The organism is Streptomyces sp. BI87 (genome assembly GCF_025957665.1).
GTDB lineage: Bacteria > Actinomycetota > Actinomycetes > Streptomycetales > Streptomycetaceae > Streptomyces > Streptomyces albidoflavus.
The window spans coordinates 412,038-428,044 of the sequence record NZ_CP110079.1; the positions used below are offsets into that span (position 1 = coordinate 412,038).

A 16,007-nucleotide genomic window follows, 5' to 3' on the forward strand; every position below is an offset into this window, starting at 1 on the left:
GTGGTCGTACGGGGGCGGGCGCCGCTGGTCAGAGGGCGACCAGGACTTTGCCGAAGTTGGCGGTGCGGTCGTGGTAGAGGCTGGCGTAGGCGTCCGGGATGGCGTCGAACCCCTGGTGCAGCGTGTGGTCGCAGACGACCTCCTCGCGCCGCAGGCGCTCGCCCAGATCGGCGTGGAGCGCCTGCCAGTTGGCCTCGGTGAACCACTCCAGGGAGAAGATCCCGCGCACGGTGGTGCGGGGGAACATGATGTACGGCAGGAGCCGCGGCCCGACCGCCTCGCGGCCCACCTGGGTCGCCCACTGCCAGCAGACGGCGACCTTGCTGCCCACGGTGAGCCGGGCGAAGACCGCGTCGGTGACGGCGCCGCCGAGGTTGTCGAAGTAGTGGTCGACGCCGTCGGGCGCGGCCCGGTCCAGCGCCTCGCCCACCTGCTCGGCGCTGTCGCCGTGCCGGTAGCGGACGACCTCGTCGAAGCCGAGCCCCAGCAGGTAGTCCGCCTTCGCCGGGCTGGAGGTGGTGCCGACGACGCGGGCGCCGGCGAGCCGGGCGAGCTGGCCGACCAGGGTGCCGACGGCTCCGGAGGCGCCGCTGACCACGAGGGTCTCGCCCGGCCGGGGGTCCAGGAAGGTGGTGAGGGTGCCCCAGGCGGTCATGCCGGGGCCGCCCATCGCGCTGAGCGCGGTCTCCAGGGGCAGCGCCTCGTCGTACCAGTGGCGCTGGAGGCGGCGGTAGGCGGGGAAGACCATCGGGAAGGTGCCGGTCTGCCAGAGTCTGGGGGCGCCGTCGCTGATCACGTGGGACTGCCAGCCGCCGAAGCCCTGGACGAGGTCGCCGGGGCGGTGGGCGGCGCGGGGCCCGGCCGCCAGCACCTCCATGATCGAGTCGGCGCCCATGGCGTCACCGACCGGGGTGTCGAGGGCGATGCCCTGGAGGTAGGGGTCGACCGAGACGTAGAGGGTCTTGAGCAGCATCTCGTCCTCGGCGAGGTCGACGGGGACCTCCTCGGTCACCTTCTCGTAGACCCGGCTGACGTCCGGGGCGCCCTCGACGTGTTCGCGGACCACCCACTTGCTGATCTTCACTGCTGCTCCTTCGGGGCCAGGGCGGGGCCGTCCTGCGGCCCGACGGGGATGACGAGGTGGGTGGGGGGCGGGGCGGAGGTGTCGACGGAGGCCGTGAAGGGCACGCCGTCGTCGCGGCAGACGAACTGCATGACGTGGCGGCCGGCTGCTGCGGCGCGGATCAGGCCGCCGGTGGTCGCCCAGACGCCGGACTGGTAGAAGTCGGCGAGGCCGGGCAGCCCGGGGCCGTGCTTCTTCACCAGCTCCTCCAGCGTCTCGCCGCTCTCCACGAACGGCTGCCAGCCGAGCACCGTCCCGTCGTGGTTGCCGGTGTAGCGGACCTGGGTGAGGGGGCTGGAGACGTCGCGGACGGCGATGGACTCCTCAAGGCCCGGGAAGCGCTCCTCCAGGAACTTCACCAGCGCGTTCCTGGCCCGGCGTTTGGCCGCGTAGTAGCCCCGGCCGTGGCGGACGGGGAGGGTGTGCAGCTCCTGCCCGCCCCGGCGGCGGGTGGCCTGCTCGGGGCCCTCGTCCAGGGCGCGCCAGGGGGCGATGTCGCAGAAGTAGGTGGCGTAGACGACGCTGGTGCCCGGCGGGGAGAGTTCCGGGTAATGGCGGTTGCGGAACTGGACGTTGATGCTGGGGTGGCGGATGCCGGTCAGCTCGGCGGCCTGCTCGGGGTCGAGGAGGTAGGTGGTGCAGGGGTCGGCCTCGGGGAAGCTCCGCTTGAGGCCGAGGAAGAGGGTGAAGTAGCCGGGGAAGACCATGCCGGGCTGGTGCAGGGTCTCGGTGTAGAGCTTGCGGTAGGCGTCGTCGAGGTAGCGGCCGCCGAGGAACTTGTTGATGGTGGTGGGGCCGTCGGCCGCCGACACCACGATGTCGGCCCGCAGTTCGCGCCCGTCACTCAGGCGTACGCCCGCCGCCCGGTCGTTCTCGACGATCACCTCCTCGACCTTGGTGTTGTACGCGACCTCGCCGCCGAGGCCGAGATAGCGCCGCTCGATCGACCGGGCGACGCCGAGCGAGCCGCCCTCGGGGACGCCGGCGGAGAGGTTGGCGTGCGAGGCGAGCTGGAAGTGGGTGGGCAGGACGGGGAAGTTGGGGTGCTTCTCGTAGAGGACGAAGTTGAACGCCTGGCGCAGCAGCGGGTCCTTGAAGCGGCCCGAGTACTGGGCCATCAGCACCGAGATGGTCTTGCGGACGGCGTTGGCGTACGGGACGAAGGAGGCGAGCATGCGCAGCCGCTCGACGCGGCCCATCAGCCCGACGGGTTTGAGGAAGGGGTAGACCGCGAGGGCCTTGCGGAAGGCGCGCAGGTGGCCGCAGAACTCCTTGATCTGCCGGGCGTCGGCGGGTGAGAGGGCGGTCAGGTGGGCCTGGAGGCGGTCGGGGTCGGAGTAGAAGTAGACGGCCCGGCCGTCCTGTGCGCGCACGATGTTGAAGACGTCGAAGTGGCGGACCTCCTTGCCCTGGAGGGCGCCCAGCTCCAGCCAGATCTGGTGCATCTCGTTGCCCGGGCCGCTGCCCAGCATCCAGCTGACGCAGGCGTCCAGCGTGTAGTCGCCGCGTTCCCAGGAGGTGCAGCAGCCGCCGGGCAGCTCGTGCATCTCCAGGATCTTGGTGCGGTAGCCGTTCATCTGGGCGTAGCAGCCGGTGGAGAGGCCGCCGAGCCCCGCCCCGATGATGAGCATGGTCTCCCTGCGGCGGCCCGTCCCCGGCCGGGTGGTCCGCTCCCCCGCTGTCGTCATGAGCTGCGCCTTTCCTTGGCGTACCAGCGGTCGAGCTGGGGCAGCCGGCCGAGGCGGCCCGGATGCCAGGGCTCGGTGCCGGTGCTCTCGTGGGCGCGGAACGGCAGGCCCATTTCCGCGCAGAGGTACTGGACGGCGAAGCGGCCGGTGGAGGCGGCCCGGATCAGGCCGCCCATCCCCACCCACTGCCCTGCCATGGAGAACCCGGCAAGGCCGGGCAGCCGCATACGGTCCTTGCCGACCAGGCCGGCGGCGAGGTCGTCGGCGTCGGAGAACGCCTTCCAGGCGAGGATCGAGCCGTTGTGGTTACCGGTGTAGCGCCGGGTGGTCGCCGGGGTGGCGACGTCCACCAGCTCGATCCGCCCGGCCACCTCGGGCCAGCGGCGGCCGAGGAAGGTCCGGACGAAGTCGGCGACCTGGTGTTTCTCCTCGCGGTAGCGCCTGCGGTCGGTGCGGCGCAGGTCGGCCCAGTGGGCGTAGTCGCTGAAGTAGGTGCAGTGGACCACCGACTTGCCCGGCGGGGCGAAGCCGTCGGAGTAGCGGGAGCGCAGCTGGACGACGAGGCTGTCCTGGAGGGCGCCCGGCAGGGCGGCGGCCTCCTCGGCGCCGAGCAGGTACGTGGTGCTGTGCGCGTCCTCCTCGGGCAGGTCGCCCTCGATGCCGACGAAGGCGGAGACCACGGCGGGGAAGAGGGTGCCGGGGCTCTCCAGCAGTTCGTCGTAGAGCTTGTCGACGCGCGGGCCGGTGTACTTCCCGTCCAGCAGGCCGCGGATGGTGGTGTGGCCGTCGCAGGCGGAGACGACGTGTTCGGCGTAGTAGCGGCGGCCGCCGCGGAGTTCGACGCCGATCGCCCGGTCGTTCTCGACCAGGATCTTCTCGGTGCGGGCGCGGTAGCTGACCGTGCCGCCGAGCGAGGTGTACCGCTCCTCGACCGAACGGGCCAGCCCCAGTGAACCGCCCTGCGGGAAGCCCGCGTTGCCGTGGTGGGCGGCGGCCATGTTGAAGAGGTAGGGCAGGAGGGGGAACCCCTCGGGGTCCTGGAAGAAGATGTTGCGGAACGCCTTGCGCAGCAGCGGGTCCTCGAACCGGTCGGCGAAGCGGTGCATCGGCGTGGCGGCGGTGCGCCAGAAGAGCCGGAAGGCCGGCAGCACGGTGCGCAGGGTGGCCGCCTTCTCGCGGACCGTCCGGAGGGCGGGGGCGGTGAGGAAGGGGTACAGCTCGATCTCGGTGAACCGCCGCAGGTCGCGGCAGAAGGAGCGGATCAGCCGGGCGTCGGCCGGGGAGATCTCCAGCAGGTGGGCCTCCAGCCGGCCGGGGTCGTTGTAGAAGACCACCGACCGGCCGCTGACATCGGTGACCTTGTTGAACAGCTCGAAGTTGGTGACGGTCTTCCCGTCGAGCGCGCCCAGCTCCCGCCAGACCTGGTGGGCCTCGTTGCCCTCGGCGGTGCCGATCAGCCACTCGATGCAGTAGTCGAAGAGGTAGCCGTCCCGGGACCAGGCGGTGCAGCAGCCGCCGGGGAGGACGTGCTTCTCGAAGATGCGGGTGCGCATCCCGCTCATCTGCGCGTAGCAGCCGGTCGAGAGGCCGGCCATCCCGGCGCCGACGACGATGACGCGCGGCGGGCTGCCCGGCGCGGGCTCGCGCCGGGTCCACTCGGTGTCCTCCTCACGCCGCACGGCCGGCCTCCCCCGCGAGGAGGGCGCGGACCAGGGCGGCGTTGCGCGGGAGGTGGTCGGCGTCGAGCATGTCGGCGTGCTTGCCGGAGCCGCGCAGGACCCGGTTGCCGGTGGTGGAGCTGCCGTACCAGGTGCCGGGGACGCCGGCCGCGTACAGCTCGGTCTTCTCCTCGTCGGAGACGACGGTGACCGGTGCGCCGACGGTGCCGGTGTTGGGGTTGCGGCCGCAGAAGCTGAGGTACTCGGCGGCGTGTTCCAGCAGGGTGCTGGTGACGGTCTCGGAGCCGGTGTGCTTGTAGAGGTGGCCGCCGAGTTCCGCCTCGAAGGCCTTCAGCCCGTCAGGGCCGGGTGCGAACGCCTCGGTGACGCGCCGGGAGTCCAGGATGACTACGTGGCCGACGTCGCGGCCGCGGGCCTCCAGTTCGCGGGCGACCTCGAAGGCGAGGTTGCCGCCGAGGGAGTATCCGAGCAGCCGGCACGCGCCCTCGGGCCTGGCCGCCTCGACGAGGTCGGCGTAGCGGGCCACCTTGTCGTCGCCCGGCAGGTAGTTGAAGGCGACGACGCGGTACTCGGGGAGCTGGGCGGCTAGGCCGCGGTAGACGAGGCCGTGGCCGCCGGCGGGCGGGAAGCAGAAGACGGGGTCGGGGGCGGCCTCGTTGAAGGTGAGGTGGGGCAGTTCGTCGGCGGTGGTGCCGGTGACGCGTTCCTCGACCGCGGCGGCCATGCCGTGCAGGGTCGTCACCTGGTAGAGGCGGCTGACGGGGACGGCGACGCCGAACTCGGTCCGCAGGTGGTGGAGGAGTTCGATGAGTTTGATGGAGCTGCCTCCGGACTCGAAGAAGTCGTCGCCGAGCCCGGCCCGGTCGAGGCCGAGCAGTGCTTCCCAGTGCCGGGCCATGCTCACCTCGTAGAGGGTCACGGGCGCCTCGTAGGCCCGGTGCCGCTCGCCCTGCGGCTGCGGCAGGGCGCGGAGGTCGACCTTGCCGTGCGCGGTCAGCGGCAGCGCGGAGACCTCGGCGAGGTGGGCGGGGACCATGTGCGAGGGGAGGGCGGCGGCGAGGTGGCGGCGCAGGGCGCGGATGTCCAGGGTGACGCCGGGTTCGGGGACGCAGTAGGCGCACAGGACGGCCTCGCCGGTGGCGTCCGTGCGGACGGCGGCCACCGCCCGGGCCACCCCGGGGCGGGCGGTCAGATGGGCCTCGATCTCGCCGGTCTCGATCCGGTGGCCGCGCAGTTTGACCTGGCCGTCCTGGCGGCCGAGGAGGTGGACGCGGCCTTCGGCGTCCCAGCGGGCGAGGTCGCCGGTCCGGTAGAGGCGCACCGGCCGCGCGCCGGGTCCGCGGCCGAGGGTACGGGTGGTGAAGCGCTGCCCGGTCAGCTCCGGGTCGCCCGCGTAGCCCAGGGAGACGCCCTCGCCGCCGATCCACAGCTCACCGGTGACGCCCGGGGGCACGGGGGCGCCGTACGCGTCGAGGATGTACAGGGTGGCGTGTGGCAGGGGGCGTCCGATCGGCACCGTCAGGCCCGGGTCCAGCTCCTCGGCGGGGCCTTCGAAGCAGGCGCTGTCGATGGTGGCCTCGGTGACGCCGTAGGAGTTGAGGACGCGGGTGCCGGGGCCGCAGAGTGCGCGCAGCCGCTGGTACTCGGCGGTCTTCCAGGTGTCGGAGCCGACGATCAGGAGCCGGAGGAAGTCGAGCCGCTCACCCTCGCGGGCGCAGTGGTCCATCAGGCCGCGCACCAGGGCGGGGACCAGTTCGGCGCAGTCGACGCGTTCGGTGCGCAGGGTGCGGTACAGCCGGGCGGTGTCGAAGACCAGGTCGCGGTCGGCGAGGACCAGGGTGCCGCCCGAGCAGAGGGCGCGCACCAGGTCGCCGGTGAAGACGTCGAAGGAGGGCTGGGCGGTCTGGAGGTGGACGCGCACGTCCCGCTCCAGGCGGTAGGCGGTGCGCCAGGACGCGTAGGCGGCGGCGAGGTTGCGGTGGCTGACCCGGACGGCCTTGGGGACGCCGGTGGAGCCGGAGGTGTGGATGACGTACGCGGGGGCGTCCGGGTCGTCGGGGGTCTCGGGGGCGGGCCCGTCGCTCTCGGCGGCACGGAGCTGGTCCGGGGCGACGGCCGGGCAGGAGAGCCCGGTGGGCGCGGAGAGCGTGCCCGGTCCGGTGATGAGCAGGCCGGCGCCGGCTCCCGCGAGGACCTGGGCGGTGCGGTCGGCGGGGAGGGCGGGGTCGAGGGGGAGGTAGGCGCCGCCGGCCTTGAGGACGGCGAGCAGGGTGACGATCAGCTCCGGCGACTTCTCCAGCTGGACGCCGACCACCGTGCCGGGCCCGGTGCCGAGCGCGCGCAGCCGCCGGGCCCGGGCGTCGGCCCGCCGGTCGAGTTCGCCGTAGGTGACGTGGGTGGAGGAGCCGTGCGGGGCGGGGACGGTGACGGCGGTGGCCCCGGGGCGGGCGGCGGCGGCCTCGGCGAAGAGCCGGTGGACGGGCCGGTGCGCGCCGCCCGCGCGCTCGGCGGCGGCGGCCTCGCGGGCACCGCTCCACTCCTCCACGAGCCGCTCGTGCTCCTCGGCGCCGAGCATCTCCAGTTCGGGGGTGGGGGTCTCGGGCCGGGCGCGGGTCATGCTGTCGAGGAGGTGGACGTAGTGGCCGGCCATCCGGCGGACGGTCTCGGGGTCGAAGAGGTCGGTGTTGTACTTCAGGACGGAGTGGAAGCGCCCTTCGGCCTCGTCCTCGTAGACCGAGAGGGTGAGGTCGAACTGCCCTTCCTCCTCGGGGAGTTCGATGTACTCCAGCCGGTAGCCGTACTGCTCGGTGGCGACCTTGTGGGTGAGCAGGATGAACATCGCCTGGAAGACGGCCGAGCGGCTGGGGTCGTGGGTCAGGCCCAGCTCCTCCACGAGCAGGACGAAGGGGTACTCCTGGTTGTCCAGGCCGCCCAGGACGGTGGCGCGGACCTGGTCGAGGAGTTCGGCGACGGAGGGGGCGCCGGAGAGGTCGGCGTGGAGCGGCAGCGGGTTGACGAAGTAGCCGTAGACCGAGGCGAACTCCTGCTGGGTGCGGCCGGTCACCGGGGAGCCGACGATGACGTGGTCCTGGCCGGAGTAGCGGTGCAGGAGCAGGTAGTAGGCGGAGATCAGCACCATGAAGGGGGTGACCCCGTGGCGTTGGGCGAGGGTGTGGACGCGGGCGCTCAGTTCTTCGTCGAGGACGAAGAACTCGGAGGCGCCGTTGTGGGTCTGCACGGCCGGGCGGGGCCGGTCGGTCGGCAGGTCCAGCAGCGGGACCTCGGCGGGGAGGTGGGAGCGCCAGTGGTCGAGCATGGCGCCGGCCTCGGGGCTCGCCAGGAAGCGGTTCTGCTGGTTGAGGAAGTCGACGTAGCGGGCGGTCACCGGTGGCAGGAAGGGTTCCTGGCCTCGCTTCAACGCCTCGTAGACGGCGAGGAGTTCCTCGATGAAGGTGAAGGTGGAGATGGCGTCCGAGACGATGTGGTGGACGGCCTTCATGATGATCCAGCGGTCGTCGCCGCGCCGGAAGAGGCGGAAGCGGACCAGCGCGTCCCGCTCCAGGTCGTAGCTCTCGCGGTACTCGCGGATGATGGTCCGCCGGATCTCGTCCCACTCCTGGCCCTCGACGTCGAAGAAGGCGAGGTCGGGCACGGCCTCGGCGGCGACGCGCTGCACGGGGCGGCCGTCGCTGAGGTGGAAGGTGGTGCGCAGGGCGGGGTGGCGGGCGATCAGGCGGCGGACCGCCTCGAACATCAGCTCCGGGTCGAGCGCCGCCCGCACCTCGACGGCGCCGCCGATGTTGTAGGCGTAGCCGTCCGGGTTGAGCTGCTTGAGGAACCAGAGGGCCTTCTGGTTCTGGGTCAGCGGGTGGTCGCCCTCGTCGCTGAAGAGCTCCACGGCGGCCGCCTCGGCGCCGCCGTCCTGGTCGGCGGCGATCCGCTCGGCGAGCCCGTCGTGGAGGCGGTCGGCGAGTTCGCCGACGGAGGTGCCGCTGAGCAGGGCGACCACGGGCAGCGCGACGCCGAACTCCGCCTGGGCCTTGGCCCGTACCTCCATGGCGAGCAGCGAGTCGAGGCCGAGCGCGCCGAGCCCGCCCGCCGGGTCGACGTCCTGGACCGGGGTGCGCAGGACGGTGGCGACGAGGTGGGTGAAGCGTTCGGCGACCAGGGCGCGGCGCCCGGCGCCGTCGGCGGCGCGGAAGGTGTCGAGGAAGCCGCCGCCGCTGTCGGCGGCCGAGTCGAGGGCGGCCGCGGCGAGGTCGGCGACGAGGGCGGGCGGGGTGTCGTACCAGGCGAGGAAGGTCCGCCAGTCGACGACGGTGGCGACGACGAGCTGGGCCCGGTCCTGGCCGAGGACGCGTTCCAGCACGCTCATGCCGGCGTCCGGGGTGAGGCTGCTCATGCCCCGGCTGTGCAGGTAGTGCTCGACCAGGCCGAGTTCCTCGATCATGCCGGTGGCCCAGGGGCCCCAGTCGAGGCTGAGGGCGGGCCGGCCCTCGGCGCGGCGGCGGTGGGCGAGGGCGTCGAGGAAGGCGTTGCCGGCCGCGTAGTTGGTCTGTCCCGCGGTGGTCAGCAGGGAGGCGACCGAGGCGAACAGGACGAAGTGGTCGAGCGGTTCGTCCCTCAGGTGCTTGTCGAGCAGGTACGCGCCGACGGTCTTCGGGTCGTGGACCGCGTCGAAGGCGGCCCGGTCCAGGTCGGCGATCCGGCTGTCACGGACCTGCCCGGCCAGGTGGAAGACGCCGCGCAGGGGCGGCGGGTCGCCCTGCCGGTACTCCTCCAGCCAGGCGGTCAGCGCGGCCTCGTCGGTGACGTCGACCGGCGCGGCCACCGGGTGCGCCCCGAGCGCCTCCAGCTCCTTGAGGAGGGCGACGGCGCGGCCCTGGGCGGTGGCGGGGTCGGTGCGCCGCCATTCCCGGCGGGGCGGCAGCGGGGTGCGGCCCATCAGGACGAGGTGCCGGGCGCCGCGCTTGACCAGGGTGCGGCAGAGCAGCCGGCCCAGTGCCCCGAAGGCGCCGGTGACGAGGTAGCTGCCGTCGGCGCGCAGCCTCGGCGGCAGGGGGCGGGTGAGGTCGTCGGCGGGGCGCAGCCGGCTGGTGGCGCGGCGGGTGCCGCGCAGCCCGATCTCCTCCTCGTCCTCGGTGCGGAACTCGCGCAGCAGCGCCTCGGCCTCGGCCCGTGCCCCGGCGGGGCTCCGGTCGTGCGCGGGGTCGAGGTCGATCAGCTTGCCGCGGTGCGCGGTGAGTTCCTGGTGGCGCAGGACGCGGGTGACGCCCCAGGCGGGCGCGCCGAGCGGTTCGACGGCCTCGCCGGGGGTGACGGGCTGCGCCCCTCGGGTGACGACGTGCAGGGCGCCGGGTGCGGGCCGGTTCTGGAGGACCTTGGCCAGGGCGACGAGCCCCCAGGCGCCGCCCCCGGCCGCCTGCCGCAGCGTCTCGCGCGCGCAGCCCTCGTACGGCGGGAGTCCGAGGCTGCCGAGGTGGACGACGGTGCCGCGGAAGGGCCCGGTGTCGGCGTCGAGGTCGGCGAAGAGGCGGGCCAGGTCGTCGGCGGAGTCGGGGGCGAGGGTGAAGGCGGTGCCGTCGGCGTTCCGGGTGTAGGCGGCGGCGGGTGTCACCGCGCGGCAGCGGTGGCCGAGGCCGGTGACCAGGGCGGCGAAGGCGGCGCCGACACCGCCGGGGTCGCCGTCGGTGAACAGCAGCCAGTCGCCGCCCGGTCCGGCCGCCGCCTCGGCGTCCTCGGGCAGCGGCAGGTCGGTCCAGGCGGGGACGGCCAGCCAGGAGTCGACGGTGGCCCGGGAGACGGCGGCGGAGGCCTTCTCGACGTCGGCGGCGCGGAAGCCGGTGAGGCGGCCGAGCGGGGTGCCGTCCTCGGCGTACAGAGCGAGGTCGGCGAGGAGTTCGTTCCCGTCGTCGCGGGTGATCACGCCGTGCGCCCACAGGGTCCGGTCGCCGACCGGGGCGAGGCTCAGTTCGGCGATCGACAGGGGCAGGCGGATGCCGGTGCCGGGGGCGGGGTCGCCGTCGGCGGGGATCTGCCGGGTCAGCAGCGACTGGAAGCAGGCGTCGAGGAGGGCCGGGTGGAGGTGGTGGCGGGCGGCGTCGGCGCCGAGGACTTCGGGCGGAGTGATGCGGGCCAGCACCTCGCCGTCGCCGATCCAGACCTCGTCGAGCGCCTGGAACGCGGGCCCGTACTGGTAGCCGAGGGCGGCGAGTCCCGTGTAGCAGGCGGAGCCGGTGAGCCATTGGCGGCTGCGGGCCTGGACGGCCGCCGGGTCGAGCGGGGGTCCGGCCGCCGGGTGCTGGGCGGTGCGGACGGCGCCGGTGGCGTGGACGGCGCGTTCGCCCCCGGGTCCGGGCGGTGCGGAGGCGATGGCGAAGTCGGCGCTCTCCGGGTCGACCGTCAGGTGGACGGTCCTGGTCTCGTCCTCGGCGAGGAAGAGGGCCTTGCGCAGGTCGACGTCGGCGAGGACGGCCGAGGTACCGCCGGTGAGGGCCAGGACGGCCTGGGTGGCCATCTCCAGGTAGCCGGCGGCGGGGAAGACCACGGAGTCCTGGATGCGGTGGTCGGCGAGGTAGGGCAGCCGCTCGGTGTCCAGGGCGCTCTGCCAGGCGGGGCCCGCGTGGTCGGTGCGGCGGCCCAGCAGCGGGTGGTCGAGGTGGCCGAGGCGGACCCGGGCGACGTTCTGCGGCTCGGTCCAGTGGCGGTCGCGCCGCCAGGGGTAACGCGGCAGCGGCACGGTCCTGCCGGTGGGCTGGAGCACGTCCCAGTCGACGGCGACGCCGAGATTGTGCAGGGTGGCCAGCGAGGCCGCGAACCGCTCGGGTTCGTCCTCCTCGCGGCGGATCGAGGGCACGGTGACGGCGGTCCGCCCGGTGGCCTCCAGGCATTCGCGGAGGGAGTGGGCGAGGGACGGATGCGGCCCGATCTCCAGGAAGAGCCGGTGCCCTTCGTCCGCGAGCCGGTCCACGGCGGCCCGGAAGGCGACCCGGTCGCGGACGTTCCGCCACCAGTACGCGGCGTCCAGCACCACCCCGTCGGCCGGCCCCTCGATCCCGGTGAGGTGGACGGGCACCTGGGCGGGGCGCGGCGCGAGTCCGGCGAGGGAGTCCAGCAGCTCGTCCTTGATACGGTCCATCTGCGGGCTGTGGTACGGGACTTGGACGGTCAGGAGCTTGGCGAAGATCTGCTCGTCGCGGAGTTCCCCGGAGAGCCGGACGAGGGTGTCGCGGTCTCCGGCCAGGGTGACCCCGGTGGGGCTGTTGACGGCGGCGACGCAGACCCGGTCGGCGTACGGCCGTACCCGGTGCTCGGCCTCCTCCTCGGAGAGGCTGACGGCGAGCATGCCACCGGTGCCGGCGAGGGTGTGCTGAAGCCGGCTGCGGTGGACGGCGATGCCCACCGCCTCCTCCAGGGAGTAGACGCCGGCCTCGTGGAAGGCGGCGATCTCCCCCGTGCTGTGGCCGACGACGGCGTCGGGGGTGACGCCGTACGAGCGCCAGAGGGCGGCCAGTCCGGCCTGGACGGCGAAGTTGGCGGGCTGGGCGAGCCAGGTCTCCGCCATCCGGGAGGTCTCGGCGCCGGCCGCCATCTCGTCGAGGAGCGACCAGCCGGCGAGGCGCCGGATCTCCCGGTCGCAGGCGGTGACGACCTCGCGGAAGACCGGCTCGCTCTCCAGGAGCCCCCGGCCCATCCCCCACCACTGCGGCCCCATGCCGGTGAAGACCCAGACCAGGCGCCGGTCCTCGGGCTCCAGCCGCCGCCCCTGGACCACTCGGGGGTGGGGCTCGCCGCGCAGGTGGGCGTCGAGCGCCTCGGCGAGGGAGGCGCGGGAGGAGTGGACGACGGAGAGCCGTGACTCCAGGTGCTGGCGGCGGTGGGCGAGGGTGTGGCCGAGGTCGGCGAGGGCGGGCCGGGCGCCGTTCCCCCCGTCCAGTTCGCGGCGGATGCCCGCGGCCACCTCGGCGAGGGCGTCGGGGTGGCGGGCGGTGAGCGGCAGGATGCTCCAGCCGGGGCCCTCGGGGCGGGCGGTCTCCTCGGCCAGTTCCCGCGCGGTCCGGCGGCCGGGGGCGGCCGGGCGGACCGGCGGTTCCTCCAGGACGAGGTGGGCGTTGGTGCCGCCGAAGCCGAAGGAGTTGACCCCGGCCCGCGCGGGCCCCTCGTGGGCCGGCCAGGGGGTGGCCTCGGTGGGGATGGTGAAGGGCGAACTCTCGTACGCGATGGCCGGGTTGACGGTGTCGAGGTTGATGTGGGCCGGGATCACCCGGTGTTTGAGGGCCAGCGCGGTCTTGATCAGCCCGGCGATGCCCGCCGCCGACTCGGTGTGCCCGATGTTGGTCTTGACCGACCCGACGTGGCAGGCGGCACCGGGGGCGCGGCCCTCGGCGAGGACCTGGGCCAGGGCGTTGGCCTCGATGGGGTCACCGACGGGCGTGGAGGTGCCGTGGGCCTCGACGTACTGGAGGTCGCCCGGGGTGATGCCGGCCTCGGCGCAGACCCGTCGGACCAGGGAGATCTGGGCGTCGGCGCTGGGCACGGTGATGCCGTTGGTGCGGCCGTCCTGGTTGACGCCGCTGCCGAGGATGACGGCGTGCACCGGGTCGCCGTCGGCCAGCGCCTCGTCCAGCCGCTTGAGGGCGACCAGGCCGACGCCCTCGGCGCGTACGTACCCCTCGGCCGAGGCGTCGAAGGCCCGGGAGCGGCCGCTCGGCGAGAGGAAACCGCCCTTGGTCTCGGCGATCGTGTACTGCGGTGCCGAGTGCAGCAGGACGCCCCCCGCGAGCGCCAGGTCGCTCTCGCCCCGCAGCAGGCTCTGGCAGGCCAGATGGACGGTGACCAGGGAGGAGCTGCACGCCGTGTCGACGGTGAGGCTCGGTCCCCGGAGGTCGAGGCAGTGCGAGATCCGGTTCGAGACCATCGTCATCATCGTGCCGGTCGCGGTGTGCGCCGCGAGGGTCTCGAAGCTCAGGTCGGCGAACTGGAGGATCTTGTAGTCGAGGGTGAACGCGCCGACGTAGACACCGGTGTTGCTGCCGGCCAGGTCGGCCGGGCGCTGCCCGGCGTCCTCCAGCGCCTCCCAGGCCACCTCCAGCAGTTTGCGCTGCTGCGGGTCCATGTGGTCGGCCTCGCGGGGGCTGATGCCGAAGAAGGCCGGTTCGAACTCGTCGAAGCCGTCGATGTACCCGCCCCGGCCCGCCGCCAGCTTCCCGGGTTTGTCCCGGTGCCGGCTGGCGAGGGTGGCGGCGTCGTAGCGGTCGGGCGGGGTGGGGGTGAGGCAGTCCTTGCCGCTGAGCAGGTTCCGCCAGAAGGCGCGGTGGTCGCCGGCGCCGCCGGGCAGCCGGCAGCCGATGCCGATGATCGCTACCTTGCCCGTCGAGGCGTCGTTGATCGCGTCAGCCAAGTTCGCACACTCCTCAGGTGGTCGCGCCGCCTTGGTGCGGCGCGGTCGGCGGTACGGCGGCGGGGGCGGGTCAGGCGGAAGGCCGGCGCCGCTTCGCGCGGTGGAGGGGATGGAGCAGACTGGCGAGAATCTCGCCGGTCGCGGGGAACGACGTGGGGTCGTGGAGTCCGACGGCGGCCGGCTCGCGGCCGGGGTACCAGGTGAAGCTGCCGAAGAGGTGGTCCCACAGGGAGAGGTCGGAGCCGTAGTGGCCCGCCTCGGCCAGGTCGGTGCTGTGGTGCAGGCGGTGCTGTTCCGGGCTGGCCAGGACGTGGTTGAGCCGGCCGATGCGGACGTCGATGTTGGCGTGGACGAAGTAGCCCTGGGCGGCGGTGAACAGGCCGGCCGCGAGGACCGACTCCGGGGAGAAGCCGACGAGGGCCAGGGTGAGCTGGACGGCCCCCTGGGCCACCACGATGTCCGCCACGTGGTTGACGCCGTTGTTGGCGACGTTGACCTTCTGCGGGACGTGGTGGACCCCGTGCAGACGCCAGAGCCAGCGGTTGGTGTGGCCGAGGCGGTGCGCCAGGTAGCCGGCGAGGGAGCCGCTCAGCAGGGCGGCCGGGATCTCGGCCCCCAGCGGGAGCGCCGGGTCGGCCGGCGCCACCATGCCGACGGCGGTGGCCACCAGCAGCTGGGCCAGCGCGCTGCCCACCATGGTCAGCAGGAAGTACACGCCGTACCAGCGCCATTCGGCGGTGCTGGGGTGCCAGTCGCGCTGGTGCGGGATCAGCCGTTCCAGCAGGGTCAGGTAGAGCAGGACGCCCACCAGGAAGAGCGGGCTGACCCGCGCGGGGTCCCACTCCAGGCTCAGCGCGGCGCCGGCCACCACGACGGTCGCCGCCAGGAGCAGCGGGTACGCGGCGACGCGCAGCACGGCCCGGGCCCGTCCGGCCAGTGATCCGGGAACAGGAATTCCTCCGGAAAGGAATCCGTCCGGGGCAATGCCTTCGAATTCCGGATCACTGTTGGACATGCAGAACACCCCCAGGAATGCAAGCGTCGACGGAAAGGCCAGTGAGCGGACACGCGAAAAGAGCCCGCGCACATCGGGGAAGCCGCGAGGAATTTCGCGCGGCACCTCAGGAAGAGACCAGGGGAAACCGACAAGAACCCAGCACTACGCTGTGCTTTCGGGAGACGGACGAGGAACCCGACCTCGCCCGGAACGCATCCGATCCTTCACCCGGAGCGAATCCGAGTGATTCTTTTCCCTTTCCGGCGGCTTCAACCCTCCACTAAAGAGTGGTTCACCGCCGCCGGAACGACCTCATTTCACTTCGCACACATTGAACCGGACGACGGAGGAGGCCGGGGGAAAATGCGGGCCACTGTCGCCAATGTGAGTTACTTAATATGATTGTCGGGTCACTCTCGCGGCCGGGTGGCCGCGCCCTGGCCGCTCCGTCGTGTGGCCCGAGCGAGCGCGGGCAGGCGGGTCCCGGGCGCCCCCTTCGCCCCGCCGCGTGGCGGCTCACCGGCCCTGCGGTGAGACTGACCAGGGCGGCTCAGGAGGAGAATGCGATGAAGACGATCGAGACAACCGTCGCGGTGGCGGTACCGCTGCGTACCGCGTACGACCAATGGACCCAGTTCGAGACATTCCCCCGCTTCCTGTCCGGGGTGAAGCGGGTGCGTCAGCAGACGTGCGGGGTGAGCGTCTGGGTGGTCGGCGCCGGACCGCTGCGCCAGGAGTTCACGGTGGAGATCCTGGAGCAGGCACCCGATTCCCACCTCGTCTGGCGGACCCTCGGCCGCGGCGACCTCCCCCGCGGAGAGGTCCGGTTCCGGGCGCTGGCCGACGACAGTACGGAGGTCGGCCTGCGCGTCGGACTCGGGGGCCGGAACCTGGCGGGCGCCCTCGGGGCCGTGCCCGGCGTGGCCGGCCGCGTCCTGCACCGCGACCTCACCCGTTTCCGGGACTTCGTCGAGGGGCTCGGCGAGGCCACCGCGGGCTGGCGCGGCACCATCCACGACGGGCACATCCAGCCCGGCATGCCCGAGGAGGCCAAGAGCCCCACGCCCACCTGGCCCATGGGCTGACCCCCGCGCGCCACCAGAGACGACGAGAGGCGAAC

At 73.2% G+C, this 16,007-nt stretch carries 6 protein-coding genes; 1 reads left to right on the top strand and 5 read right to left on the bottom strand.

Annotated elements, in window-relative coordinates; genetic code table 11:
• Positions 1–28 precede the first annotated feature (28 nt).
• The 5 genes from OIM89_RS01730 to OIM89_RS01750 all read right to left on the bottom strand — a co-directional run bounded on the left by OIM89_RS01730 (position 29) and on the right by OIM89_RS01750 (position 14,905).
• The gene (locus OIM89_RS01730; protein WP_195730056.1) at positions 29–1,084 is read right to left on the bottom strand and encodes an MDR family NADP-dependent oxidoreductase; all 1,056 of its coding nucleotides are present in this window, start codon (positions 1,082–1,084) and stop codon (positions 29–31) included.
• Entirely contained in the window at positions 1,081–2,754 is a 1,674-nt protein-coding gene (locus tag OIM89_RS01735) for a phytoene desaturase family protein (protein ID WP_264491767.1), read from the bottom strand. The genes OIM89_RS01730 and OIM89_RS01735 overlap by 4 nt, the downstream gene beginning before the upstream one ends.
• Before the next feature lie 53 nt (positions 2,755–2,807).
• On the bottom strand, positions 2,808–4,490 hold the full coding sequence (locus tag OIM89_RS01740) for a phytoene desaturase family protein (protein WP_151170343.1): 1,683 nt from the start codon (positions 4,488–4,490) through the stop codon (positions 2,808–2,810).
• Positions 4,480–13,890 (bottom strand): non-ribosomal peptide synthetase/type I polyketide synthase, encoded by a 9,411-nt coding sequence (locus tag OIM89_RS01745; RefSeq protein WP_264490911.1) that lies wholly within the window; start codon positions 13,888–13,890, stop codon positions 4,480–4,482. The genes OIM89_RS01740 and OIM89_RS01745 overlap by 11 nt, the downstream gene beginning before the upstream one ends.
• Before the next feature lie 70 nt (positions 13,891–13,960).
• Positions 13,961–14,905: a sterol desaturase family protein gene (locus OIM89_RS01750; protein ID WP_030697693.1), complete on the bottom strand. Its 945-nt coding sequence runs from the start codon at positions 14,903–14,905 to the stop codon at positions 13,961–13,963.
• A 548-nt stretch (positions 14,906–15,453) separates the two neighbouring features.
• On the opposite strand from OIM89_RS01750, the gene OIM89_RS01755 reads away from it, so the two are divergent.
• Complete coding sequence (locus OIM89_RS01755; protein ID WP_047466682.1) at positions 15,454–15,972, top strand: SRPBCC family protein; 519 nt, start codon at positions 15,454–15,456, stop codon at positions 15,970–15,972.
• Positions 15,973–16,007: the final 35 nt, after the last annotated feature.